The following is a 26,274-nucleotide window of genomic DNA, read 5'->3' as shown; positions in this document are numbered from 1 at the left end:
AATTTCGACATGCTCTTAAATAATATAACATACTTCCGACATAATTTCTACCCTTAATAACCATCTGTCAGTGTAATACCATTTTCTCCTATCTTTTCCTTTAGTTGATCTCCGATCACATAGATGTATTCATGTTCTGCTATCTTTCCACCAAAATACCCCTCATCTATAAGTTCAGAACCAGCCTCCGGATTCTGACATAAAAAGATTGCTTCCGTTTCATTGGCTAATGGCTCTGTAGAAATTACAGACTTATCCATCATGCAAAATTGATACAGGTATTTTGTCTGTTGCCCAGTACCATCTACACTGGCATCCTCAACATATATCTTATCAGGTAAAGTCCCTTGACTCTCCAAGTCTTTAAGCAGATGCACACTGGCCTTTACATAAGAATAATTCTTTTGCCCACGGTATCCTTCGTGATACACAGCATTATAGCAGTAGCAATAAATCAGCATAACGCATAAAATACAGATCAATATCTGTGTTTTATTTTTTCTGTACAAAATAAAACTGATTAGCAATACCAGAAAGACTACTAATGTGGCTGGCAAATAAGTACGAAGCCTAATCTCATCTTCAAATCCCTTGGTTAATGAATATGGTGCAAAATCCCAACAGCACCCATTAAATTCACAGATATAAGGTAAGATACAAAGAACCCAATACCCCTGCAGCAATGCAGTAACTACGCAGACAACTGGATATAATTTGCCAATCGCTTCTCTTTTTTGATAAAAATAACCTATACCAACCATCAACAATGGCCCTACATACGCGCCATAATAACGGAAATACGTCAGTGCCCGATATAAATCAGGATTTCCGTCATAGTACATCGCATTCGTCACTCCGCTAAGCCAACCTATTGACTGCCCTCCGATTGTGACAAACACAGCTACTAAGAATACGCTGCCAACCACTACATATGGACTCATCTTCCGGACTACCGCCATTTCATCCTCTGCTCTTATTAATCCTTTCCACAATAGAATAAGTATAGCAACAACCGCAAACACAGCCAAACCGCCCGTTATAACAACAGCTTCATTCAACTGTCCTATAATAATGTTCACCCAGGCAGGCCAAGACTTTACATCTTCTAGCAAATACCCGATCGTAAACCCCACTCCTGTATTAGCCACATCAGAACTGGATGCTTTCACAACATAACTTAATACAGCCTCTATCCCTTTTTGACTCACAATAAACGCCCCAGCCCCCATTACCAGACACACTGGAACAGATACTAAGGTTTTCCGATAAACCCATCCATAATACACAATACCAAATGCTACAGCCAGCCAAGCAGCCGTTGCACGTGAATGTACAGTCGATGCATAGAACAGCACCAAAACCAGTAGAACCGTGTACGCAATCTTTTTCTTCTTATCATCTACACAGGCATTCATCCGCAGCAATACCCATGCCAGCAGCCACATAACCAGAACATAGATAAACTCCGGATAAGTATATACTGCTCTCACCGCCACCAGGTAAGAACAACATATAGAAGAAACACATAGTATTTTTTCATTATCCACATGCAAATACTTTTTCATCAGATGATATGAAATAGGTGCACTGACACTCTGAGCCAAAGCCATTAACAAAACGATCATACGATACAGTAATACCGGATCATGTATCAACTTAAAAAATGGAACCAGCAGCACAGTGTATCCATACCCATAATACCGATAATCCTGCATAACTCCACTCCAGTCATACCCCACCAGCTTCGCAGCTGGCCCCATTGCAAAGATTTCATCCCCACCAATAGATACCGGATCAGACTGAAGCACAAAAAAAAGTCTCGGCAAAAATGCTATTGCAAATGCAAGCCATATATACTTATTTCTACGAATCGACTGTAAGGCTCTTTTAAGCCATCCTTTGTTATGCTGTTCCATTTCTTATCTCCTGTTCAGTTTATTCCTTATCATTTGATAACTACTTTCCAATATCTCACATACAAAGCTTTCCTTCTGTAATATGAGCATTCCCCCATAAATAGCAAAAAATACCACCGACGAAACTACCATCTCTAAAAACAAATTCGCAATATCCAGCATTTGTACAGCAGCCCCCCCAGCCATCGCAAGCACAACCGATAACAATACTTTGCGAATACTGATATCTTTCACAATCTTCGAAAGGGTGTCCTTCAGATAGATGCACTGCACCAACAGTACTACGAATTCTGCTACTGTTGTGGCAATTGCCGCGCCATCCGCTGCAATATATGGAATCATGATTAAATTTAACACAAAATCAGTCACTGCCCCGGCAATGATAGAATAAAGAACTTTATGCTCCCTTCCCGTAGGTGTGAGAACCTGAATTCCTGTTACATTCGAAAGTCCAATCAAAAGTACCGTAGGCATCAGGTATTTCATCGGAGCAATGGCTCCGTAAAAGTCGTTTCCTGCCAGCAGCAAAATGGATTCTTTTGCATACATCCAGAAATAAATCGTTACGCCAGTTCCTAATAAAACAACAAAATTACAGGCTTTTGCAATAATTTTGTAGAATTCTTCTTTATTTCCCTTTTCAGCATAATAAGAAAGTCTGGGTAAAAGTACTGTCCCCAATGAAGTGATTAAGGTAGACAGGACTGTCTTCACTTTTATACCTGCATTGTAATATCCAACGTCCACATTTGTCTTCATCATCCACAGCATGACGGTATCCAGATTCGTATATACACTAATACCTGCTGAAGTAGCGAAAAATATCATAATCGGTTTTAAATGTTTTTTGAACTGATAGGGCTGCGTCTTCTTAAAATCCACGTATCTGCGTAAACGAAGAAAATTCAGGACATATGAGCCACTTCCCGCAAACACACTGATAGCACCGTAGATAATGTAATCATCCGGGCTTTTTACCATCAGAAACATGAATATGATTGATATTACTTTAAATATCAAAGTCCTGCTGGCAATATATCCATATTCCTCCAATGCACTATATAGCCATGAAACGCCTATTACATTCAGGACCAGGGACACACTGTTGATCAGCAGCAGTTCCCTTTCCGCTGCAAACTTAGGGACAACAGCCAGAAGAATTAAGAATGCCACATATGTCAGTACCGTTGTTGCGGTATTGATAATAAGAAGCTCCTGCACGGTCCTTGAAAGTTCTTCCCGGTTATCCCGTACTCTTGCGCATGCACGGATTCCATAAGTCGGAATCCCAAGTGATGCAAACATAGCAAAATATGACAGCACGGATGCCGCAGACGATACCGCCCCGCTCCCTGCTGCCAGAAGTGTTCTGGATATATACGGGAATGTAATCAACGGAAAGATAATAGAAGATGCCGTCAATATGAAATTCATAATGAAGTTAAACTTCACCGAATTTACCTTCAGGGCCATTATGCTTCCTCCATCCCGTTTCTCTTTTTCCCCATCCTCATAATCGCCTTATATCCCTTAAATCCGGTACGCCGCAGCAAATTCAATGTCCCGCTCTCCAGTCCCGCCAGTCTGTAAACCTCGGGATTCTTCGCAAGCAGTTCCCTGTCAAATTCTATAAACTTCTGCTTCATTTCCTCATTCTCAACCGGATAACTCATAAAGATCGTGATCTGCTCCCCTACCATCTCTGCAATCCGTCTGGAAATATACTCAATTTTCGTTTTATCACTTTCCTCTTTCTTGGCATACTCCGTAACAAAGTCTGTCAGATGCATAATTACATCTATATGGTTCTGTATATGCTTCTGATATCCTTTCATACTGACGCTCTGCGTGGCCTGAGCCAGACGGTACATATACACGTAGATATCAAAAAAGGCGACTTTATCCACATAAGGAACCGGAAATAATATATACTCGACATCCACATAGAAGCAATGCTCATCCAGTCGTATATGATGATCCTTCAGAATTGCTGAACGGATCGCCAGCGAATGCATTGGAATCTGTGTCTTTGTTACAATCTCGCTGAAATCCCAGTATTCCCCGTTCTCCTGTTCCCTACACAGCATTTTAAACTCACGGGGTGTCTTCTCTTTGGTCTGATCATCCACCTCGTAATAGTTGCAAACAACATAATCCGCACTGCACGTTTCCAGCCTCTGCACCATACAGACAAAGCCCTCTGTATCTACCCAGTCATCCCCATCAACAACTTTAAAATACTTTCCTCTGCATTCCTCAATCCCTCGGTTGATCGTGGAACCGTGTCCCCCATTTTTCTTTGAAATCAGCCGATAACTGTCAGGATACCTGTTTTCATATTCTTTTCCAATCTCTGCTGTACCGTCCGAAGAGCCGTCATCGACAATCAATACCTCTATATCCTTCAGAATTCTTTCGTCCAGAAAAGAATCCAGTGTCTGCCTTAAAAAACGTTCCACATTATAAGAAGGAATTACTACTGATAACACCTTATCCATTGCTTTTTCTCCTATCGTCTCCTCATCCTGTCAGACTGTTTTCTCGCCCAGGACAATGCATTCATCATCCAGAACTGTCGTTTTTCCAGTATCCAGAACTGTATTTTTTCTTTCTTGTTCATGTCTTTCATGTATGGGTTATTTTGAAATCCGGGAAATAATTTTACGGTTAAATCCCTGCATTTTTTTACATAGGGGCTTTTCCTGTCATGATATATCATTTCCCTGGCCGGTATAAAATACATATTGTAAAATGTCAAATATTCCAATTCCCTTTGGAAAGTTCCGAACTGTCCTTTTTCCCGATAATAGTTCAGAACTCCTTCCACCATCTTTTTTCGGTGTGTGTAATTCTTTTCATCCTCTGTGCCGGTCGTAATGGAACCTTCTCTTATCATATAATAATACAGCGGTTCTCTCAAATAAACAACACTGTCTGCTGTGAGAAGGAACTTGGGTATGGTCCCCAGATCTTCATAGCGGTATCCTACCGGGAAATAAAGATCTGCCTTCGCAAAAAATTCACGGCGGAACAGTTTTGCACATACTGAAAGCGTCTGCAGCATCAGCTCCGGGTTCGTCTTAAGACTGATAGGGCACATCTCCGGCAAATTACACCCACAAACCTCAATATCCCCATTTGGCTCCATCCGTTTATAGTCAAAATAAACGATATCACTTCCGAACTTTTCTGCTGCTGTCACTGCCTTTTCAACCAGAAGGCGGTCTGCATAGTCATCGCTGTCCAGGAAAAACAGATATTTTCCCTCTGCCTGCCTCGCCCCCGTATTCCGTGCATCGCTCAATCCCCCGTTATCTTTATGAATCACCCTGATTCTGGGATCTTTCTGTGCAAATTTGTCGCACATCTCTTTACTGCAGTCTGTGGAGCCGTCATCCACCAGTATAATCTCCAGTTCTTTATATGTCTGTGTTGTTATACTTTCCACACATTTTTCAAGATAATCCTGCACATTATATACAGGAATTATAACACTCACCAACACCATGTGTATATTTCCTCACTTCCTGGTATCGTTTTTCACCAGTTTTCCTCACGGTTCTATACTTTATTCTGCGGTACAGCCGCAGATCCGCCCGTATGGACATGAATTACGGGGTGCCCTTTGGGTAAAGTATTCCTCTCAGAACAGCTTTCTGGGCATTAATGTCAAACAAGCTGCTGTCTGAGTCTATTTCAACATTATTTCTGTCATATTCCCTGTGGGCCAATATAAATTCCGCCCATTTATCAGCGCCTGCTTTTAAAGGGAGGTGATAACATTCTCTGCTGATTTTTGCTTCTTCAGGCACCCCGCTGCTTAAGACACAGCACAGTCCTGCTGCCTGGGCTTCCAGGCTGATTATAGATAACCCCTCGAAATGAGAAGGAAGAACAAAAAAATCCATGCCCTGAAGCAGCCTGTCCACGTCATTCCGCCATCCCGTCATACGCACCGACTTTTCCAGGCCGTACTGACGTACTTTATGCTTTATGTTTTCCAGTTCCTCCCCCGCTCCGATCAACAGGAGAACGGCTCGTGAATCTCTTTTATGAATTTCGCAAAATACATCTACTAAAAACTCATGATTCTTCACATAGGTAAAGGTTCCTGCGTGACCGACTACAAAAGAATCTTCCATATGCAGCTCTTCCCTCACCTGTTCTCTGATGTTTTGATTAAAGGCGTACTTCCTGGTATCAATCCCGCTTACAACTACATGAAACAGCTCTGATTCCACCACTTTTTTCGGAAATGCCCATTCCCCGGCCAGCCTTGAAGCACCATAAAATTCCGTTCCTGTCCGGTACAAAAATAATCTGCAGATTCGATGGATACTGTTAAAAATAATCCGTTTCAACGAATTGGCGCAATCATTCCCGCTGGCATGACAATGTAGTACGCGTCTCTCCACCCTGCACTTTTTCGCCGCGAATGCAGCCACACAATCTATAGCTGTAGAAATATTTAAATAGACTGTATCATAATGATTTTCCCGAATCAAGCGGCAAACTTCAGAGTATTGTCTGAAAGGATGGTGCAGGCTTGCAATCTCATATAGAGATGAGCCATGCTTCTTCAACCGCTGCGCAAGCCTCTCATCCGTCTGATTGGTAAGGAAATCAATTTGCAGCTCCCGGCTCCCAACTGTTTCCAGAAAATTTAGCAGATACCTGTCAATTCCTCCCCCGGTTCCATCCATAATAAAACCGACTAAAACTTTTTTCATAGTATTTCTTCCTTACGTCCCGTCTTCAGCAGAGCGGCGAAATATCCAAAACACAGCCAAAAGCAGTATGTTTCCGGTGAATTCACATAGAAGATTGTGGAGAGCACCGTGGCAGCCGCCGCAATAGCAGCCATGACCGTAAATACCGCCACAGCAGGCCTGAAAATCTCAGGTGCAGCTCCTTTTATATTTTTCTTTATATACCGCAGCGCACTCACAATCAGCCATATAAGCACTGCAATCCCAATAGCCCCCTGCGCCGTTGCTGTGTCAACCACCATGCTGTGCATAGAATCGTATTTAATACCTAGTGAATTTTTTATAAGATAAGTCTCCGGGAATTTATCCTCCGCAAATTCTGTGATATTGCGGTAACTTGCCCCATACACGGGTGACGCCTTCATGATCTCCAGCCCGCTTCCCCAGATTCCAATCCGGCCATTGCTCAGATCGTTTGCCAGATCGGCTTTTCGTCCGATCGTTTTCTTACCAGAAACGTTCTTCTCTGGTATTTGTTTCTTTGCATTGTAAGCAGCTTCTATTTTTTTGTCTACCGAATTATAGAATTGTTTGCATGCCATGGTTCCCGCAACCACTGCTAATGCAATCACCAGCGCCGATGCGAATGCCACGATCGCCCTTCCTTTCAGTTTTCCGAATCTGCGGTACAGGCAGAGACCTGACAGCACGAATAGACCAGCAGCCAGGGCTACCTCTCCTGTTCTGGAGTCAGAAAATACAAGGAACAGGTACTGCACAATAATCGTAAATACCCAGAATACTTTAACGGCTTTCTTTTTGGAAATCCAGAAAAGATAGACAGCCAGAAATACAGCAGCCAGGGCAATTACAGAGCCGCGGTTTGGTTCGTCATAAATTCCCCACAGCCTTCCCCAGTTGAACCCAACGATGTGCTGAGTCCCCAAAGGGTCTGTATATCCCATATTTCTGCCCCAGAACACCATAGACAGACTGATGATATGAACAACGGTACAGTAAATCACATAAATCACCGCTGTAATCTTTAATTCCTTCAATACTTCCTCCCTGCTGTAGGTACAGGTTGGAACATATATAATAAAAAGAGAGATAAACATCCATACAAGGCCTTCTATATTCTCCTGATATCCATAACGGATATTCATAACTGCGCTGAGCAGCGCGCTCAGTAAAAACGCAGCCAGGGGCCATAGATTCGGCACCTTCAGATAAAGCCGATAGTCCTTCAGCATCCAGAGACCCATTACTGCCCCCCAGACTGCCGATAAAATCGTCGCATACTTCATCCACACCGTTCCATTTACAAAGGCATTAAAGGCCAGCAGCAGATAAATCATATAATACATCTTAAAAACAAAAAGTACCCGTTTAAATCTCTTATTCTCAGTCATAATTCTCCTTACAGTTATTTTTAAAGCCCGCGCACTGTCTGATTGATATTCAGCTTTATGGTCTGCCTAAATCTCAATGTGTCAGTACACTAGTTAACGTCCTGATTTTACCTTTGAATATACCATCGGTAAAAATCTCCTTACAATATAGATTCCCCTCCCCATCATCAGACATAGAATTGCCTTTTTCCAGCGGAATAAAACCAGTGCTGCCCTGAGTGACACGCTTTCCTTTGCCCGCGCCATGGGGATCAGTTCGTTGAACAGCCCCTGGGCAAATATCCCTTTGCACCACTTATATCTCTGTGCATGATTCATACCGGAGCGCCTGTCGCAATTTCTCTCCAGTGCAGAAAGAATATATCTTGCATACAGGCTTCCCAGAATACTTCTGATCTCTTCCGTACAAATTCCCCAGTAGGAAAACTGGTCAAACAGCATCTCGATCCGCTGCCTGTGAAGTTTAAAGTAATCCGGGACAAACTTGTTGGTCAGATTCGCCTCCATCCGTTTACCGTAATGATATGGCACGATGGGCAGAATATTCATTCTTTCTATATCCATAAAATACTTAATATTAAAAACGATGTCTTCAATCAGCCTGACATTTTCATAATCCAGCTTCAGGTCCCTGATATAAGAAAGAAGATAAAACTTATTCCAGGCATACCCATACAGTGTCTGCTGTTCCAGTTCTATGATATGCGGACGGAATTCCTCTGCTGTCCGGTAATAATGGCCTTCCGGGCAGATGGGATGTGTATACTGCAGATGCCCCTTCTTATCATAGTACTCTTCAATATGACCAAACATCACTACCTGCGCGGGATTTTCCTCTATAGAAGCATACACCTGTTCCAGCAGGTTATGATCCACATAATCGTCCGGATCCATAAACCAGATATATTCCCCGGATGCCGCCCTGGTTCCGGTGTTACGTGCTGCGCTTAAGCCCCTGTTCACCTCATGATGAATCACCTGTATTCTGGAATCCTCCGAAGCATATTTTTCTGCAATCGGGCCGCTTCCATCCTTCGAACAGTCATCCACTACCAGGATCTCCCAATTGTCAAAGGTTTGATTCTGTATGCTCCTAATTGCTCTGTCTATATATTTTTCCACGCCGTACGCAGGCATGACAATGGAAAAATAAGGCTTTTTTGCCTCTTTTATATCCATAGATGTACCTCTCAATTTTACTTCTTCTCTGTCAGTTTTCTGATTAGCTCTTCTATCTTTCTGTATGATTTGGGCCTGTCAAACTGCTCTTCGGCAATCTTCCTTGCTTTTCTTCCCATTTCAAGACGCTTTTCTTCATTATCATATAAATCCTCAATGGCATCTGCCAGGATGTTTACATCCTCAGGATCGATGTTCACACCGAAACCGTCTGACTCCACCTTATTCCGGAATTCCGGACTCATACATGTATTAATCATTGCCTTGCCTGCGGCGAGATAATCACCTATTTTCGTAACAATACTCTGGGGCGCCTTTCTCACGAAAGAATTAACCAGAATATCTGACTTTTTCAGGTAAGCCGCCATTTTATCATAGGGGGCATAGCCCACGAATTCCACATTGTATATCTGGCGTTCGTGTGCCAGCGCTTCCAGCTCATCCTTCATAGGACCTCCGCCCAGGATCTTGAACCGGATGTCCTTTTTCCCTCTTCCCGCCAGTTCCTCCGCTGCCAGAACCATGGTCCTGATGTCATAGCTGGTACCAATGGTGCCTGCATAGCTCACCCAGAACTCATTTTCCATCTTTGCCACCAGAGCGTCATTCTCTTCTGCCCCTTTGTCAAACACGGAAATTTCATTGCCCACATAAACAGTTGCCTTGGGCACACTCCTCTTCTGGTTCTGGAATGGCCGGTCTCTGTATTCATCCGATGTGCCGATAACTCCTGATACTAAAGAATAGACCTTCTCCGCATCTCTTAGCAGCGGATAAAACAACGCGGAACTAATCACCGGTATATCGAGTACCATACGCATAGCCTCGGGCCACAGATCGTTCACATCCGCCACAAAAGGAATTCCATGGCTCTTTGCATACTCAGCTGCCGCCAGCGCCACATCATTGGGTGGAATTTCCGCATATAGAAGGTCATAGTTTCCTTCCTTTTCCAGCAGCGCCGTCAGATTCTTTGCTGCAATCTTATGACTGCGGATTCTTTTCAGATCCACGTTCTTCTTATATCCAGGCTCATAAATAAACTGAATGCCGAACTGATAATCTTCTTTTTTTATTTTTTCTACATCTCTTTGTTCTTTTTCCCAGTGCTGGAATGTAGTTGTTATCAAATCCACCTGGTATCCCGCTTCCGTCAGAAAATCGCAGAGGTAACGGAACCGGGTATAGCCCTTTTCTCCATTCAGTCTTACCCCCATTGTAATGACTGCTATCTTTTTCATCGTCTGTCCCCCTCTACTTTATCACTGCCAGTACTGTATCTATCATTACCCTGATATCCCCCCAAAAATGAAACTCTCTGAGATACTGCAGGTTATATTTCATCTTCACAGGAAGTATATGGTCCACATATACTTCGTCCACCGATTTACCCGTCTCCTTCAGATATTTTTCCATCATCAGGTCCTCATCCTTGAAAATAATACTTGTCCGGGATGTAATTCCTGCTGGAAGGAGAAGCGTTGCCTTCATTTCATCTGTATACTGATCCACATACTTTTTTACTTCCGGTCTGGTACCTACAAAAGACATATCGCCGGTGAGCACGTTAAACAGCTGTGGCAGCTCATCCAGTCTGCATTTGCGGAGCATTTTTCCTGCCTTTGTTATGCGGCTGTCTGCCTTGCCCGTAACCAGTGGCCCCTTTTTATCGGCATCAGAGACCATAGTCCTGAACTTGAAAATACGATATGGTTTCCCATATCGTGTAATCCGCTCCTGTCTGTAGAAGACAGGACCCCTGCTGTCCAGTTTTATCCAAAGCGCAAGCACTGCCATGACCGGCAATAAAATCACGGACAAAACCAGCGCCATAATAAAATCCATTATGCGTTTCATGCATAAACTGGACTTCTTTTTTTTCAATTTATCGTAATATGGCCGGAGTTTCTTATTCTTCATAGAATCCGGCAGCTGTTCCCATCTTATCATTCTTTATACTCCTGATTAGTAACTGTTCAACATTTAGAGCAGTGCCCGGAATATCTCCAGCACATACTGTACCTGTTCATCTGTCAGGCATGTATGAAGCGGGAGCGTAATCTCATTTTGAAACTGTGCATATGCATTCGGATAATCCTGAATGTCAAATCCCATCTGCTTATATGCAGTCAGCAGAGGAAGCGGTTTATAATGGACATTGGACGCGATTCCGGATTCTGCCATTTTTGTAATAATATTGTTACATTCTTCACGGGATTTGTCAAGCGCACGTACCAGATATAGGTGCCCGCTGGACTGATGATACTCCCCATAGTGCGACAGCACCTGCACCTTGCTCTGCCTGAGGCCCTCATCATACACACCAATTATTTTTTTTCTTCTCTCCAGGATCTTTGGATACCGTTTCAGCTGTACCAGCCCTATGGCAGCCATGATGTCTGTCATGTTGCATTTATAATAAGGCGCCACAATATCGTATTCCCATGCCCCTGCCTGTGTTTTTGCCAGGGCATCTTTGGACTGTCCATGGAGTGATAGAAGCATGTAATCTCTGTACAGACCTTCCTCATCCATCCCTGCCTTTTTAATTGCGGCAGACCAGGTCACTGCCCCGCCCTCGGCCGTAGTCAGATTTTTGACTGCATGAAAGGAAAAGCAGGTGAAATCCGCTATCTCTCCGCACATTTTATTTCCTCTTCGGGCACCGAATGCATGGGCCGCATCTGCCATCACAAGTATTCGCCCCAGCGCTTCCTGACGTGCATTTGCCGGCCTGTACAAGTGCTTTTTGGCTTCAGCAATACGGAAGATCTCCTCATATTGGCTATATATAATTCCGGCCAGATCTACACAGATAATTGCCTTTGTGCGCTCCGTTACGGCTTCTGACACTTTCTCAGGATCCATTTCAAAAGATCCCGGAAGCGTGTCTACAAGAACAGGGACTGCCCCCACATGACAAATACAGCTGCAGGTTGCCGTATACGTATATGCTGTTGTTATCACTTCATCTCCGGCTCCAATCCCCATCACACGGAGTGTCATTTCCATACAGGCTGTAGCAGAGTTTAAACAGGCAGCTTTTCGTGTGCCGCAGTATTCCGCGATTCTGCGTTCGAATTCCTTGGTCCTGGGACCTGTGGTAATCCAGCCGCTCCGCAGTGTATCCGCAACCTCTGTAATTTCTTCTTCTGTAATATCCGGTGGTGAAAATGGTACATTCATACTTAAGCCTTCTTTCCTGTCATGATACTGTCTATTCGTCCTCAGGGTCTTTTACATTTACCTCTGTATCAGCGACTCCTCTGTTTAAAAAATTACTGGGAAGCTTGGAGCGGGTATCCGGAAATTCCTTTTTCCACCCCGCCTGTATCTGCTGATCTCTGATAATATCTGCTTCGCGCAGGTGATATGTCGGAATAATCTTATGGACAATATACTTCATACGGTCCGTCTCAGCATATGCTTCCTGATATAACTCTTCCAGATCATTTAAAAATTCTTCTTCATCAAACTCAATCGGCTTCCCAATATGAATCTTTTCATTTTCTGTATTCTCCAGCCCCTCTTCGGCCATCAGCAGTTCTTCATATAGCTTTTCTCCCGGACGCAGTCCGGTGTATTTAATTTCAATATCCACGCCAAGTGTGTAGCCCGACAAACGCAGGAGATTCTTTGCCAGATCCACAATTTTTACCGGCTGCCCCATATCCAATACAAATATTTCTCCGCCTTTTGCACTGGCTCCTGCCTGAAGCACCAGTGATACGGCCTCTGGAATTGTCATAAAATACCGGATAATATCCGGATGGGTCACAGTGACCGGCCCGCCGGCTTCAATCTGTTTTTTGAAAAGCGGAATGACGCTGCCGTTGCTGCCCAGCACATTCCCAAATCGTACTGCAACATATTCTGTCTTTGAATGGTTATTGAACACCTGAATAATCATCTCGCACATCCGTTTGGACGCGCCCATAATGTTCGTCGGGTTTACTGCTTTATCCGTAGAAATCAGTACAAATTTTTCAACCCCGTGCCTGTCCGCAGCAAGTGCCACCTTGTAGGTACCGAATACATTATTCTTGATTGCCTCATTCGGGCTGTCCTCCATTAGCGGCACATGCTTGTGTGCGGCCGCATGATAGACAATATCCGGACGGTACTGGGCAAAGACACTGTTAACCTTTCTGCCGTTTCTGACCGATCCGATCAGCACCACCAGATCCATGTACGGATATTTTGCCTTGAGTTCCTGCTGGATATCATAGGCATTGTTTTCATAAATATCAAAGATGATCAGCTGTTTCACACCATTTGCCGCAATCTGACGGCACAGCTCGCTGCCGATACTTCCGCCTCCGCCTGTCACAAGAACGACCTTGCCGGACACATACCGCCCGATTTTTTCCGTTGTTATCTGGATCGGATCTCTTCCCAGCAGATCTTCAATCTCTACATTGCGCAGTTTGGATACGCTGACTTCTCCATTTACCAGCTGATACACTCCCGGAAGTATCTTCAGCTCACAGTCCGGCACCTTCTGACATATCTTCAGGATCTTCTGCCGTTCCCGCTTATCTGCACTTGGAATTGCAATAATAATCTCATTAATGCGGTATTTTTCTGCACATGATAGTATATCATCCCTGCCGCCGACGACTTTTACCCCATGAATATATGTGCCGTGTTTTCTGGGATTGTCATCGATCACGCAGCAGATCTTTGCATCCAGCTCTGTACTGAGCTCCAGCTCTTTCATCACCACATTGCAGGCCTCACCCGCACCGATAATCATTGTATTGCGCACATGTCTCCCGTGTATATTCCCCCGGTACAACAGTCTTGCCAGCCTGTAAGAAAAACGGCTCAGACAGGTCAGCAGAAACAGCGCCACAGCATAGAGAGGAAAATACCCCCTGTATATCGTCCTGTAAGTCAGATAATAGGCCAGAATATTAAATAAAACCGATACCAGGCAGGCTTCAATCACATATACCAGTTCTTTTATACTTGCAAACCGCCAGAGACTTGTATACAGTCTGAAAGCTGCAAAGATAAGAACGGTCACAATGGTATTCACAATGACCAGTTCCATTACAGATGTATAATATTCGATCGGTATCTCACTGATCTGCATATTGAAGCGGAGCCACAATGCCAGAAATGAACTGGCATTGATAAATACGATATCTAAAACCACCAGAAACGCTTTATAGATAATCGAAAGATCCCACTTTTTTATCAGTTTCATCATATTTCTTATCCTCGGTATCTTTATGTTTTATTGTGCCACTTCTGAATCCGGCAGAGTCTCGCCGGCCTCTACTGCGTCGATGGCCTGTTTAATTTCATTAATTGAATTCTGGTCCGGCTGGGTTACATAGAGGATGCTTCCCGGAGAGGAATAGCACTCCTGGTCATCGCCTGTTCCTGTTGCCGACATGGACTTGATATTCCAGGCTGCAGGTTTATCCAGCTGGCTCTTAATTAATTCCTGTATCTGCTCCTGTGACATATTCGTATCCACATTACCGCTGATACTGCTCAGAATCCCATTCGCTCCTGTCAGTATTGCCGGTGATATTGCCTTTTTGATCATGGCGGTTATGACTGCCTGCTGGTTCTTCCCTCTCTGGAAGTCCCCTCCGTCTACGTTCTGTCTTTCTCTGGAAAAGGCCAGCGCCTGTTCACCGTTAAAATGATTTTCTCCCTGCGCCACATACATCTCAAGGCCTGAATCATAACTTGTGTTGAATTCCTGTTCAGATACAACATCAACACCTCCGAGGGCATCCACCATCTGTACCAGGGACGTAAAGTTCACCCTTGCATAGAAATCTATATCCGTATCATACAGCTTCGCCAGTGTTGCCATTGATGCATCAACTCCGTATATACCTGCATGAGTTAGTTTATCCAGCTGTCCGCCTGAAATACCCGGAATCTCCACATAATAATCACGGGGAGTGGTCACGAGCAATATCTGGTGAGTCGTCGGATTGACAATTGCTATGATATTCACATCACTCCGGCTGTTCGTTTCAATCGCCCCAAATACATCAATACCGCTTATATAAACTGCAAAACAGTCATCTTCTACTTTTACATTTGCCGCTGTATTCTCCAGCTTGCTTGTAATTTCATGAGTATAGATGATTTTCACACTGCTGCTGTATCCTTCAAATGCTTCTTCCAGGATCGACGTGTATGCATCGTTATAAACAATTGCTTCTACACTGCCGTCATGCAGCGCCTTTGCCTGCTCATTCAGACTGTTGTATTCAACCGTTGAGATGCTGCTGCCCACTTCTTTATTGATGATCTCGACCGTTGATTTCACGTCGTCACCCTTCATGGCATACTGTACACCGAAGTCATAACCGGCCGCATCTTTAATGTTCTCCGCCGGATCCTCCGACAGAACTGCAACAACCATCTTATCGACTTTTTTATTGCCGCCGCTGATGTCCTTTACGGTACCGTTTGTCTTGAATATATAGTAAGAGCCCATAATCAGCACAATTGACATCAGCACACTCAATACTTTTCCTGCAATCGCCTTCTTTTTGGATATCAGCTGGCTTGACAGGGGAAGAAGCCAAAGTAAAACGAGTACTGCGATGATAATTCCCAGATATTTCACAGGCAGCATGTTCAGGACAAAAAGCGCTGCAATAAACACCAGCGATGCAGCCAGCTGAACTGCACATAGTACAAGTCCGACCTGCTTGCTTACCTTATTTGATGCCCGGCGTCCGCGGGAATTTCCATTTCTGCCGTTTCCGCCTTTTCCTGCACTTCCCGAAGATCTGCCGCCGCTTCCAGCGCTTCTGTTTCCACCGGTTCTGCCGGAATTTGTGCTGCTGCTTGTTTTTGCGGTCCCGCTTCTCCCGCCGCTGCTCTTACTTCCCTTAGCCACGGATTTAGCTGGATTCCCCTGTGTCGTTTTTTTCTGATTTTCTTCCATCCTGCGGCGCCGTCTGGCCTGTTCTTTCCTGTACGCCTCTCTTTCACTTTCGCTCATTTTGTTCTGGCCCATAGGTATGCCCCTTCCATTTCTTTATCTTATTCGAATATTTAACTGCCATAATTATACAAACCTTAGTTACATACCAAGACATAATAGCATTTTTCAACATTTTTCGCAACAGGATGGTAACTTATTAATATTTAATTACATAAATATTAAGACTTTTTTCTCCCCTTCCAGGTCACCCAGATCGCCCCGGCTACGCAGATTGAAGAGTAACAGCCGCTGATCATACCAATCAGCATAGGCAGTGCAAATATTTTTATGGATTCAATATTATAGATGACTGCAAACACCAGTACAATTGCCACGCACAGCACCGTGGTAAACGCTGTGTTAATAGATCGGCCCAATGTTTCTGTTATGCTTCTGTTAACAAGAGGAACCAGTCCTTCTTTCGTATGTCCGCTCATATGCTCCCGTATTCTGTCGTACAGTACAATCGTGTCGTTAATAGAATACCCGATTATTGTCAAAGTTACTGATACAAATGCATCATTCAGCGGTATTTTGCACACCCCGAATACCAGGAATACAATAAAAACGTCGTGCAGTAGTGCGATAACGCCTGATACTCCAGCGGAAAATCCTGACAATGCGGAAAAACGAAGCCTGATGTATACAACAATAAACAACGCAGCCAGCACGATGGCAATGACAGAGTTTTTCAGAGCCCTGGCGCCGATATAAGGTTCCACAGCATAGGTTTCGGATGACTGGTAGTTTAATTCAGGCTGCATCGACTGTAATTCCTTCAGTACTTTTTCCTGTTCCTGAGGAGAAATCCCCTGATTTCCTCCCAAATTCAGTACCAGCTTTTCCTGCCCTGACACAAAATCTTCTCCTGCCTGTGCACTGACAGGGCGGTTCAGTATGTTTTCGATATCTTTTGCGGCCTTTTCGGTATCCGGCGTTCCCTCACAGGTATATTTCAGGATAACTCCGCCTGTAAACTGCGTGTCCAGAGTTACACCCCTCACAGCACTGATGATACTTCCGGTCACCAGGACGGCTACAGTAAAAATAAATATGGCTCTGCGCTTTCCGAGAAAATCAATGACTTTACGCTCTTTTTTTACACGGAACAGTTTCAGCTTCTGGAATCCAGGATAGAGAATAACAGAACTCAGCATGACTCTGGAAAGCCATACACCGGCCACCAGATTGATCAGTACACCTGTCAGCAGTGTATATCCAAAACTCAGCATAGTCCCTGATCCGAAAAACATGAGGATCACTGCAACTGCCGCTGTCGTTACATTACCATCCAATACGGAAGAAAAAGCATTTTTGTATCCGCGGCGGACTGCCGAACGGATGCTGGTACCTTTCTGAAGTTCCTCGCCAATCCTTTCACTGATGATAACATTCGCATCTACTGCCATCCCCAGAGATAGGATAAGGCCTGCAATACCAGGCAGGGTCAGTGTATACTGCGGCACCGACAGAACCAGTACCTGGAGGCTCATCTGAAATATCAGCGCCAGGCAGGCGATCGTCCCCGGCAGGCGGTAATACAGAATCATAAACAGACATACCAGAATGAATGCCACGGCTGCCGCTGTCGTCATCGCCTTCAGGGCGCCGCTTCCAAGCGTCGGGCTGATTGTATTATAATTCGTTGTTTTCAGAGAAAACGGCAGGGCTCCTGCATTAATTTTTTCAGAAAGACTATCCGCCTCCTCCTGTGAGCTCATACCATTGATCACTGCTTCTCCGCCTTTAATTGCTTCCTTAACCATAGGATTAGATATCCGTTCCTCATCCATATAAATCCCCATGGACTGTCCTACCAGTTTTTCCGTAGCATCTGCGAAATCTTCTGCGCCTGTCTTATCAAATTGCAGCGATACCTCATATTCGCCCGTCTGCTGGTTCTTAACCACACTGCTGTCGGCCACATTTTTACCTTCCACCAGTACATTCCCATCCGCATCACGGAAAGTCAGCTTGGCAGTCTCCCCCAGTTCTGCAATGGCAGACTCTGGATTAAACTCCTTTTCATCCGACTTCCATGGAAATCTTACAATAATATTTCCATGTTCCTTATCAACTGTCACTTCCCTGTCCAGAATATTCTGCGCATCCAGCCGATTTTCTATAACCGTCCTGGCCGCATCCAGATCCTGTGCCGAAGGAGTTTCCGTCACTCCCTCCGGCTCGAAAACCGCTTCCACGCCGCCCCTGATGTCAATTCCAAAGCGCATATCCATAGCGCCCTTAATCTCACTGCCCAGTCCAAAAATGGCAGTATAAAGAAACACTGCGATCACACACAGCACAATCCATATATTTCGTTTATTTTCTTTCAAAGTAAAAGCCTCCTCTTATTCAACCGGATTTTCCCCGAAAGGAACCTCCCTATGTTCAGTTATGAAAATGAATAAGAAAGACCGCCCTTTTTCCCGTCCCGCCGTTGGATAATATGAATCTGAACCATGGTATAATTTAGAAAAGCCATGCAAAAAGACTGAACAGCGGACCAGGTCCTTCCATCCAGAAGAAATTTAAACACACATAATATAAGAAAGACTTCAACAAAAAAAACAGAAGGTTCCGCAGAATCCTCACCAATCCTGCCACTGCGCATAAATACCGTATTTTTAGACTCAGAAGCAGCCATAAAGTCCATACTCCCCGTACGCAGACTATCTCCCGAATCCATCTTCTGCCCCACGTATCCACAGCCTTTTACCTGAAACCGTTCCGCACCATTTCCTTTGGCCACAGGATTCCCCAGTGCTATCCCGGACTGTACCGCGCTGCCCGCCCCCGTCACACGCTCCGCACCAGAACCTCCACAGCTTTCCAAAGCCGCAAAAAACACCATACAAACAATCAAAACAACCGTAGTAATTCTCTGAAACTTGCTCTTCATGATGCTTTCCCCGCCTTTCCCGCAGATTTCTTTTACAGACCCATTATAACTTTTCTCCCCTTATATCACAACAACGAATTCAAAATATTTTCTTCACCCTCCACACCAAATCCCATCTTCTTATACTCTTAATCTCATCTCCCCATATACCTGCACAGCTAAACAAAGTAAATCCCCCAATAAGCATACACCTCATATTCCTACACAACCGAGCATTTCAGAGCGCAGAGAAATACCGCCCCTAATACACATACACCTCATATTCCTACACGTACAAAAAACTACATCCCAAGGAATACACATACACTGCCCCGGTAATGTCCAACCCATTCCTCAGCTCCCCGTCCCGCCATCCTCCCGCCCGGATGCGCCCAGCTGAGAAAAAGGGGAGTCAGGTTTCCGGCGGGGCTGTATATGCCGTTTCTGAAGCCTCATAGTGCGTACTAGAATCCGTAGAAGAAAAAGCAGGAAAAACAGAGGGCATAATTTGATGTCCGCATCAAATTATGAGGCGGCCTAAGGCCCGAAATTATCAAATTTCGGGCTGCATGCCGCCGGTCCCTCTGTTTTTCCTGCTTTTTCTTCTACGGATTCTTAGCGCACGGCCGGTTTCAGAAACGGCATATACAGCCCCGCCGGAAACCTGACTCCCCTTTTTCTCAGCGCCCCTCCCCAGAATTCCGAGGAATAACATATACACTTTTTTGTCTATAGGTGTTATAATAAGAAAACACATAGACATACAACCCAAACCCAAGTGCAAACACGAAGGAGGAATGAATATGAAATTAGTTATCACAATGAGCCGCCGTTTTGGTACCGGTGCAAGCGTCATTGCAAAAGAGCTGTCCGAAAGATTAGACATCCCGGTATACGACAAAGCCTACATTGAACATACAATAGATGACAAAATGTACGACTCCGAAGCAGAAGCAATCCGAGAACTTGCCCAAACCCCATGCATCATCCTCGGCCGCTGCGCATCCGACATCCTGAAAGACAGACTAAACGTCCTGAACATCTTCGTCTGTGCAGACAAAGAAGACCGCATATCCAGAATCATGAAACTGGAGTCCCTCTCCCACGAAGAAGCCAAAGCAAAAGTAGACTGCACCGACAAAGAAAGAGCCGCCTACTACTACGAACACACCGGCAAAACCTGGGGCGACGTCAACGACTACCACATGATCCTCGACACCACCGAACTCGGAGTAGAAAATTGCGCCAACATCCTGATGCAATACTTCGAAAAGCTAGAATACATATAAATCCTAATCCATAAATACACCCGCCCCGCTCTTTTATATATCTCCCGGGGCCAAAACAGCTCCCCGTCACCAGCCCCATCCGCATCCCCCGCCTTCCCGCAGGATGCACCAAGCCCTGCCAAATGCGGGCGGGAGGACGCCAGCAGAATGCGGGCCGGGATGCGCCGGAAAGGCCTGTGCTGTTTTGCAGGGCATAGAGCAGGCATACCAGCAGTAAGAGGAAAAAGAAAGGATTGCAGAGATGAAAATTGCTCACCAAAGCAATTTTCAAAGAGACCTGAGCCGCTTAAGCATCAGCTTAAGCGGTGAATGTCTCTGATTCTCTGCAATCCTTTCTTTTTCCTCCTACTGCTGGTAAGCCTGCGGACAGCCCCGCAAAACAGCACTGGCCTTTCCGGCGCATCCCGGCCCGCATTCTGCCTGGCGTCCTCCCGCCTGCATTTGGCAGGGCGTCACCCCACCCTCTCAAAAACCTCCCTTCGCAGTTCGTTATTCTGATGTGCAACAATCGTCGTGCACACTGCATCCCCCGTTATATTAACCGCAGTTCTTGTCATATCCAGTATCCTGTCAATTCCCATAATCAGAGCGATCCCCTCCACCGGAAGTCCAACCGCATTAAACACCATAGAGAGCGTAATCAGCCCTACACTCGGCACTCCTGCGGTTCCGATTGAGGCCAGCGTCGCTGTGGCGATTACCGTAATATAATCTGCCGGTGACAAGCTGATTCCAAAAGCCTGAGACACGAATACAACGGCAACCCCCTGCATGATCGCTGTTCCATCCATATTAATTGTTGCCCCGAGCGGTATCGTAAAGGAAGAAATCTTCTTGGACACGCCCATTTTTTTATCCAGTGTTTCTATAGATAACGGAATGGTTGCATTGGACGTTGCCGTTGAGAATGCAAATCCCATAACCGGCAAAAATTTCTTTACGAATTTAACCGGGTTGAGCCCTGTAAATAATTTCAGCAGGATCTGATACACTCCGAATCCCTGCAGCAGCAAAGCTAAAAATACCGCCGCCATGTATTTCAGCATAGGCAGGAATGCATCGAATCCAATCCCGGCAAATGTCTTGGCAATCAGACAGAACACACCGATCGGTGCGGCTTTCATTACTGCCATGGTCATATCCATCATCAGGTCATTGAACTGCGCAAAGAACTGAGATACCGCCGCGGCGCGCTCGCCCCTCTTCGCCAGCAGAATTCCCACGAATATGGCAAAGAAAATAATCTGCAGCATATTACCTTCCGCCAGTCCCTGTATTGGATTTTTGGGTATAATATCCAGTATCGTATCGGCAAAGCTGGCTGCCTCGGCCACCCCTGTCTCAGCTTTTTCCACGCTGCTGATATCCAGCCCCACTCCTGGGTTGATGAGATTACCGATTCCCAGTGCAAGAGTAATAGCAGCCGCTGTTGTAAACAGATAAAAAAGGATCGTCTTAACTCCAACTTTCCCAAGAGTCTTTGAATCCCCTATGGCCATACTGCCGCAGACCAGAGAGCAGAACACCAACGGTACGACCAGCATCTGCATGGCCCTGAGAAATCCATTTCCAACCACATAAAATATGCCGTTTATAATTACGGTATCCCTCACATACCCCGCCGGTACCAGGTAGTGGAGAATAATCCCCGCCAGGGCACCCAGCAGCAGGCTGATGAAAATCAGAGTTGTAAGTCCCGTCTTTTTCTTCTTTGTCTCTTCCATCAAATTCCTCCCCTCCTCTGGCAGTCATATTCCTGCAGGTATTCCTTTAGTGCCTCTTTCCACGGTACCGGAGTCTCGATCTCACACATTCTCAGCATCATATTGTCCAGAATGGTGTATTCCGGGCCGTCAATGGAAGACTGAAGCTCCACCATCTTCTTTGCCTCCAGCCTTACATCTGTTTTTCCCATCAGGCGCAGTATCTCCTCTGCCAGCTCATAACGGCTGCATGATCCGCCGCAGACTGCATGGTAGATTCCCTCCTGCTCCTCCTTGATCAGACGCAGAATCACCCTGGAGAGTTCCTTTGCACTGGTAGGACAGGCATAGTCATCCACAGCCGCCTCAATGCACCCACCGTTTTTCGCCTGCTCTATAATAGAGTTCACAAAGTTGTGCCCTTCCATTCCATACACCCAGGAACTTCTGATGATCAGATGTTTAGGCGCCAGTTCCTTCACAAAATTTTCTCCGGCAAGTTTGGATTTTCCATAAACCGTTCTCGGATTCGGCACATCAAACTCGTGAAAGCTCCTGTATCTCTTATCCCAGAAAATATCATCGGTTGAAATCTGTATAATCCTGGCATCAATTTTTCTTGCTATGGCACTCAGATTTCTTGCACCCAGAGCATTGACCTTATAGGCCTGCTCTATATGCTTCTCACATTCCTGCACATCCGTCATCCCCGCACAGTTTATAATTGTGTTCGGCCGGTTTCTGCTCCCGAACAAATTCACCTCTGCCGCATGGGTAATGTCCAGCTCTTCAACATCTGTCTCCAAAAGTTCCACGTCCCGCATATCCAGCATATCATGGATCATAGTCCCCACTCGCCCTGCTGCTCCTGCGACCCATATTTTTCCATAGTCGTATCCCATAATCTCTTCTCCCTTCAGTAAGGTTCTCACTCCATCCATTGCTGCACTTTACTTCCGTTATTTCCACAACCGTGTATTATAAATGGGATTGCCTCAAATTTCAAGGTTTTAAAGCCATTTTACAGAATTTTGCATATAATATAGGAAGAATCACTGTAGGATTTTGCGTATGTATCTTATTATTACTGCTGTCATTGTACTGCTGCTCTTACTCTGCGCGCTTTTCTGGTTACGCAGAAAACGGTGCCTGAAGAAGGTCCGTGGAATGTCCTGCACGAAAAAATGCAGCCTCCTGAATGAACTGGCGGAGCCGTTTGGTTTCACTTATCAGTTTGTACAGGACATTTTTACTACCAGAACGGACGCATGGCAAAAAGAAACCGGCTACGGGGAATTTTATGATCAGGCTGCACTGTCCATGAACATGGTTTTCGAACGCGAACCTGTGTATTTTAATTACAGAGGGAAAACCTGGCTGATTGAATTCTGGAAGGGACAGTATGGCATCAACACCGGGGCAGAGGCCGGAATCTACCACGCAGATACTGTCGTGCCGCCTGCTCTGCGCCGCCAGACCATATTCCCCGCCGCCGAACCGGAAGAAATGTTTCCTGTCAGTCTGAGACTGATTGGACCGGAATGTCCGTTTTTCAACCTTTCCCAGATACACTGGCGCCCGGGCGGTTTTGTTATGGGAACCTGCATCCAGCCGGAAGATCTGATATTAGAGGCAACACTGACATTCCCCGAAGAATCTATGTGCCGCGCTTTTACCCGTTCCCTCATTGCCCTGGGCTATAAGAACAGCGAGATTCTGGTCTATGGCACAACGGCCCAGTTTTTCCTTACAACCCCTAAGGTCCCGGGCATTCCCTGGGATACCTGGGTAGAAAGTTATATATTATGGAAATCCAGACTCTCCTGCCGGCTCTATCTCTGGGTCACCAGGCCCTTTTATTCTACTGCTGACAGGCTTTTGTTCCTTTATTATCTGTCTCCGTTCCTGTTCCGAAAGACGCTTTGCATCCGCAGAATAGGAAAAAGAACCAGGAGGCGCCCATGAGCTGGTATGGGCGGATTTCCGGTGCCTTTACAGACGCGCCGGAAGTTCCCTTATACAGCAACTCCCGTTTTGTGCTCATCAGTGACTGTCACCGTGGCACCGGTGATCACAATGACAATTTTCTAAAAAATCAGAACGTTTATTTTGCGGCTCTGAATTACTATTATGAGCGCGGATTCACTTATTTTGAACTGGGGGACGGAGATGAGTTATGGGAAAATCGATCATTTTCAAGAATCATAGATATTCACAGCAATGTGTTCTGGCTGCTGAGTGAATTTAAGAAAAAGGGCCGTCTTTATATGCTTTACGGAAACCATGATCAAAGCAAACGGCACTGCAGCTATTGCCGCAGACACTGTTCCACATATCATGCAAGCGGGATGACGGACGAAGTCCCGCTCTTTCCCGATATGTGCTATCTGCAGGGCGTAATTTTAAAAGATATGGAACACGGAAAAGATCTGTATCTTACCCATGGTCACCAGGCAGACTTTCTAAACAGCACGGGCAGTCCGGCCGCCAGGTTCCTCGTGCGGTACCTGTGGAAACCCCTGGAAGCCCTTGGAGTATCTGACCCAACCAGCGCCGCCAGGAATTATACACGAAAAAAGAAAGTAGAAAAGCGTCTCCTGGCCTGGGCCCTGCGGGAGCAGAAAGTACTGATAGCCGGCCATACCCACCGCCCCATGACCGGCACGGACACTTCTCCTTATTTCAATACCGGCAGCTGCGTACATCCCCGCTGTATTACCTGTATTGAGATACAAAACCGGCGGCTGACACTTGTAAAGTGGACGCTGCGCACCCGGGAAGACCGCACCCTGTATGTTGCGCGTGAAACGCTGGGAGAAAGCTGGAACTTCTGAAGCTACAGAACCCCCAGATGTTCCAACAGAATTTTTAGCCCCAGCAGAATCAGGATGACTCCCCCTGCCAGTTCTGCTTTTGCTTTATATTTAGTACCAAAGACATTTCCGATCTTCACACCTGCCGCCGATAAAATAAAGGTTGTGACACCGATAAAAGAAACTGCAGAAATTATATCCACATGCAGGAACGCAAAGGTAATTCCAATGGCCAGGGCATCTATGCTGGTCGCAACTGCAAGTATAAACATCGTTTTAACATCCAGCGCATCACTGGCCGCCTCGCAGTCTTTGGAAAGCGCTTCTCTGACCATGTTGAAGCCAATAATGCCAAGCAGAATAAAGGCGATCCAATGATCAATTGCTGTTATCTTATCTTTAAACTGCACCCCCAGAAAATACCCGACAAGCGGCATCACCGCCTGGAACCCGCCAAACCACAGTCCCACAATCGAAGCCTTTTTCACCGTAATTTTTGGCATTGCCAGGCCCTTACAGACAGACACCGCAAAAGCATCCATTGATAAACCTACCGCCAGTAAAAACAATTCAAGAATTCCCATCTGTCATTTTCCTCCTTAGTGAACCTTAACTCATATTTCTTTTCACTTGTAACATAAAAAGAGACGCATGTACAGCAAACAACTGTACATGAGTCTCATTATTTAAGATAAGCCAGACTTTTCAGCCAGTATGTTGACTTACCACGTATATTCTACGCTAATTACTCCCTCACGGACTTATTGTATTCTATCATCCGTATTCGAAGAATACAAGCAATAAATTTCCAGTACTAAAAAAAGTACAATTTGGATTAGGAGCTTTCGATGAGAGGGGGGACGCCAGGCGTGGAACGGAACGGGGAGCAGGCGGAAGCATATATCTGTCTGGATACTGGCTGGTGCATCCAAATCGCAGGAAAAAACTCCTAACCCGGTGGGGATTGTAGACCAGGTGCGGCGGATGTAAATTGACTGCGCGAATCGTTCATAATGAAGCCAGATCACTCCCATCCAGGGAGTTTATACCATAATTCCAGTACTTACCCACTACACGTTCATATAATCAAGGTGCAAGATACGCATAGCCAGCCAACATCCGCTGCCCCGGTCTAAGGGCTCCTTCTGTGAACGCCCTTTCCTCTGCCGATTGGATGAAACAGCTCCATGATAGGGATGCCGGGAAGGTACCGGGGCTGTATATGCCGTTGTGGAATGCTGGAGTGTGCTTACTGATTCTTAGAAAAAATACTGCCAGGAATGTGGGAGGAAACATGATTCCGAATCATGTTTCCGGATGACCCAGCGTGGGAAAATATCAATTTTCCCATGCTGTGTCATCCCGTGCCCACATTCCTGGCAGTATTTTATCTTAGAATCAGTTA

The 26,274-nt window shown here is 45.4% G+C and carries 20 protein-coding genes; 3 read left to right on the top strand and 17 right to left on the bottom strand.

Translation table 11 applies throughout. The annotated features are described in order from the left end of the window. Positions 1 to 53: 53 nt before the first annotated feature. The 14 genes from HMPREF0240_RS21810 to HMPREF0240_RS21745 form a co-directional block, all read right to left on the bottom strand. On the bottom strand, positions 54 to 1,916 hold the full coding sequence (locus HMPREF0240_RS21810) for a hypothetical protein (protein WP_009005569.1): 1,863 nt from the start codon (positions 1,914 to 1,916) through the stop codon (positions 54 to 56). A 3-nt stretch (positions 1,917 to 1,919) separates the two neighbouring features. Next, the gene (locus HMPREF0240_RS21805) at positions 1,920 to 3,389 is read right to left on the bottom strand and encodes a flippase (RefSeq protein ID WP_242833370.1); all 1,470 of its coding nucleotides are present in this window, start codon (positions 3,387 to 3,389) and stop codon (positions 1,920 to 1,922) included. Continuing rightward, entirely contained in the window at positions 3,389 to 4,414 is a 1,026-nt protein-coding gene (locus HMPREF0240_RS21800) for a glycosyltransferase family A protein (protein WP_009005567.1), read from the bottom strand. The genes HMPREF0240_RS21805 and HMPREF0240_RS21800 overlap by 1 nt, the downstream gene beginning before the upstream one ends. Before the next feature lie 11 nt (positions 4,415 to 4,425). Continuing rightward, on the bottom strand, positions 4,426 to 5,424 hold the full coding sequence (locus HMPREF0240_RS21795; RefSeq protein WP_009005566.1) for a glycosyltransferase family 2 protein: 999 nt from the start codon (positions 5,422 to 5,424) through the stop codon (positions 4,426 to 4,428). A gap of 103 nt (positions 5,425 to 5,527) precedes the next feature. Continuing rightward, complete coding sequence (locus HMPREF0240_RS21790) at positions 5,528 to 6,646, bottom strand: glycosyltransferase (protein WP_009005565.1); 1,119 nt, start codon at positions 6,644 to 6,646, stop codon at positions 5,528 to 5,530. Next, positions 6,643 to 8,037 carry an O-antigen ligase family protein gene (locus HMPREF0240_RS21785; protein WP_009005564.1) on the bottom strand — a complete coding sequence of 465 codons (1,395 nt, stop codon included), beginning with the start codon at positions 8,035 to 8,037 and terminating at the stop codon, positions 6,643 to 6,645. Before HMPREF0240_RS21785 ends, HMPREF0240_RS21790 begins: the two co-directional genes overlap by 4 nt. A gap of 93 nt (positions 8,038 to 8,130) precedes the next feature. Next, positions 8,131 to 9,216, bottom strand: coding sequence for a glycosyltransferase family 2 protein (locus HMPREF0240_RS21780; RefSeq protein ID WP_009005563.1), 1,086 nt, complete (start codon positions 9,214 to 9,216; stop codon positions 8,131 to 8,133). A 17-nt stretch (positions 9,217 to 9,233) separates the two neighbouring features. Beyond that, the gene (locus tag HMPREF0240_RS21775; protein WP_009005562.1) at positions 9,234 to 10,457 is read right to left on the bottom strand and encodes a glycosyltransferase family 4 protein; all 1,224 of its coding nucleotides are present in this window, start codon (positions 10,455 to 10,457) and stop codon (positions 9,234 to 9,236) included. Between the two features lie 13 nt (positions 10,458 to 10,470). Then, positions 10,471 to 11,166 carry a sugar transferase gene (locus HMPREF0240_RS21770; protein WP_009005561.1) on the bottom strand — a complete coding sequence of 232 codons (696 nt, stop codon included), beginning with the start codon at positions 11,164 to 11,166 and terminating at the stop codon, positions 10,471 to 10,473. A gap of 33 nt (positions 11,167 to 11,199) precedes the next feature. Beyond that, entirely contained in the window at positions 11,200 to 12,402 is a 1,203-nt protein-coding gene (locus tag HMPREF0240_RS21765; RefSeq protein ID WP_009005560.1) for a DegT/DnrJ/EryC1/StrS aminotransferase family protein, read from the bottom strand. A 31-nt stretch (positions 12,403 to 12,433) separates the two neighbouring features. Next, on the bottom strand, positions 12,434 to 14,431 hold the full coding sequence (locus HMPREF0240_RS21760) for a nucleoside-diphosphate sugar epimerase/dehydratase (protein ID WP_050794595.1): 1,998 nt from the start codon (positions 14,429 to 14,431) through the stop codon (positions 12,434 to 12,436). Positions 14,432 to 14,458: 27 nt separating this feature from the next. After that, positions 14,459 to 16,216, bottom strand: a complete 1,758-nt coding sequence (locus tag HMPREF0240_RS21755; RefSeq protein WP_242833369.1) for an LCP family protein — start codon at positions 16,214 to 16,216, stop codon at positions 14,459 to 14,461. A gap of 146 nt (positions 16,217 to 16,362) precedes the next feature. Continuing rightward, positions 16,363 to 18,519, bottom strand: coding sequence for a protein translocase subunit SecD (secD, locus tag HMPREF0240_RS21750; RefSeq protein WP_009005557.1), 2,157 nt, complete (start codon positions 18,517 to 18,519; stop codon positions 16,363 to 16,365). A gap of 59 nt (positions 18,520 to 18,578) precedes the next feature. Then, the gene (locus HMPREF0240_RS21745) at positions 18,579 to 19,085 is read right to left on the bottom strand and encodes a hypothetical protein (RefSeq protein ID WP_009005556.1); all 507 of its coding nucleotides are present in this window, start codon (positions 19,083 to 19,085) and stop codon (positions 18,579 to 18,581) included. 782 nt (positions 19,086 to 19,867) lie between these two features. Between HMPREF0240_RS21745 and HMPREF0240_RS21735 the strand changes: the two genes are divergently transcribed. Continuing rightward, positions 19,868 to 20,353, top strand: coding sequence for a cytidylate kinase-like family protein (locus HMPREF0240_RS21735; protein ID WP_009005555.1), 486 nt, complete (start codon positions 19,868 to 19,870; stop codon positions 20,351 to 20,353). A gap of 452 nt (positions 20,354 to 20,805) precedes the next feature. On the opposite strand, the gene HMPREF0240_RS21730 is transcribed toward HMPREF0240_RS21735, so the two are convergent. Then, positions 20,806 to 22,077 carry a dicarboxylate/amino acid:cation symporter gene (locus HMPREF0240_RS21730; RefSeq protein ID WP_035314563.1) on the bottom strand — a complete coding sequence of 424 codons (1,272 nt, stop codon included), beginning with the start codon at positions 22,075 to 22,077 and terminating at the stop codon, positions 20,806 to 20,808. Continuing rightward, positions 22,077 to 22,958 carry a dTDP-4-dehydrorhamnose reductase gene (gene rfbD / locus HMPREF0240_RS21725; RefSeq protein WP_009005553.1) on the bottom strand — a complete coding sequence of 294 codons (882 nt, stop codon included), beginning with the start codon at positions 22,956 to 22,958 and terminating at the stop codon, positions 22,077 to 22,079. The genes HMPREF0240_RS21730 and rfbD overlap by 1 nt, the downstream gene beginning before the upstream one ends. Before the next feature lie 169 nt (positions 22,959 to 23,127). Between rfbD and HMPREF0240_RS21720 the strand changes: the two genes are divergently transcribed. Continuing rightward, a complete protein-coding gene (locus tag HMPREF0240_RS21720; protein ID WP_035314561.1) occupies positions 23,128 to 24,021 on the top strand; it encodes a DUF4474 domain-containing protein in 894 nt (297 codons plus the stop codon). Further along, entirely contained in the window at positions 24,018 to 24,890 is an 873-nt protein-coding gene (locus HMPREF0240_RS21715) for a metallophosphoesterase (RefSeq protein WP_009005551.1), read from the top strand. The genes HMPREF0240_RS21720 and HMPREF0240_RS21715 overlap by 4 nt, the downstream gene beginning before the upstream one ends. A 2-nt stretch (positions 24,891 to 24,892) precedes the next feature. Here the strand turns inward: HMPREF0240_RS21715 and HMPREF0240_RS21710 are convergent, their stop codons facing one another. Continuing rightward, positions 24,893 to 25,453 carry a manganese efflux pump MntP family protein gene (locus tag HMPREF0240_RS21710; RefSeq protein ID WP_009005550.1) on the bottom strand — a complete coding sequence of 187 codons (561 nt, stop codon included), beginning with the start codon at positions 25,451 to 25,453 and terminating at the stop codon, positions 24,893 to 24,895. Positions 25,454 to 26,274: the final 821 nt, after the last annotated feature.

The organism is Clostridium sp. D5 (genome assembly GCF_000190355.1).
In the GTDB taxonomy this organism is placed as follows: domain Bacteria; phylum Bacillota; class Clostridia; order Lachnospirales; family Lachnospiraceae; genus Faecalicatena; species Faecalicatena fissicatena_A.
The sequence above is the reverse complement of the archived record's forward strand: the minus strand, read 5'-3'. Positions and strand labels throughout refer to the sequence as shown.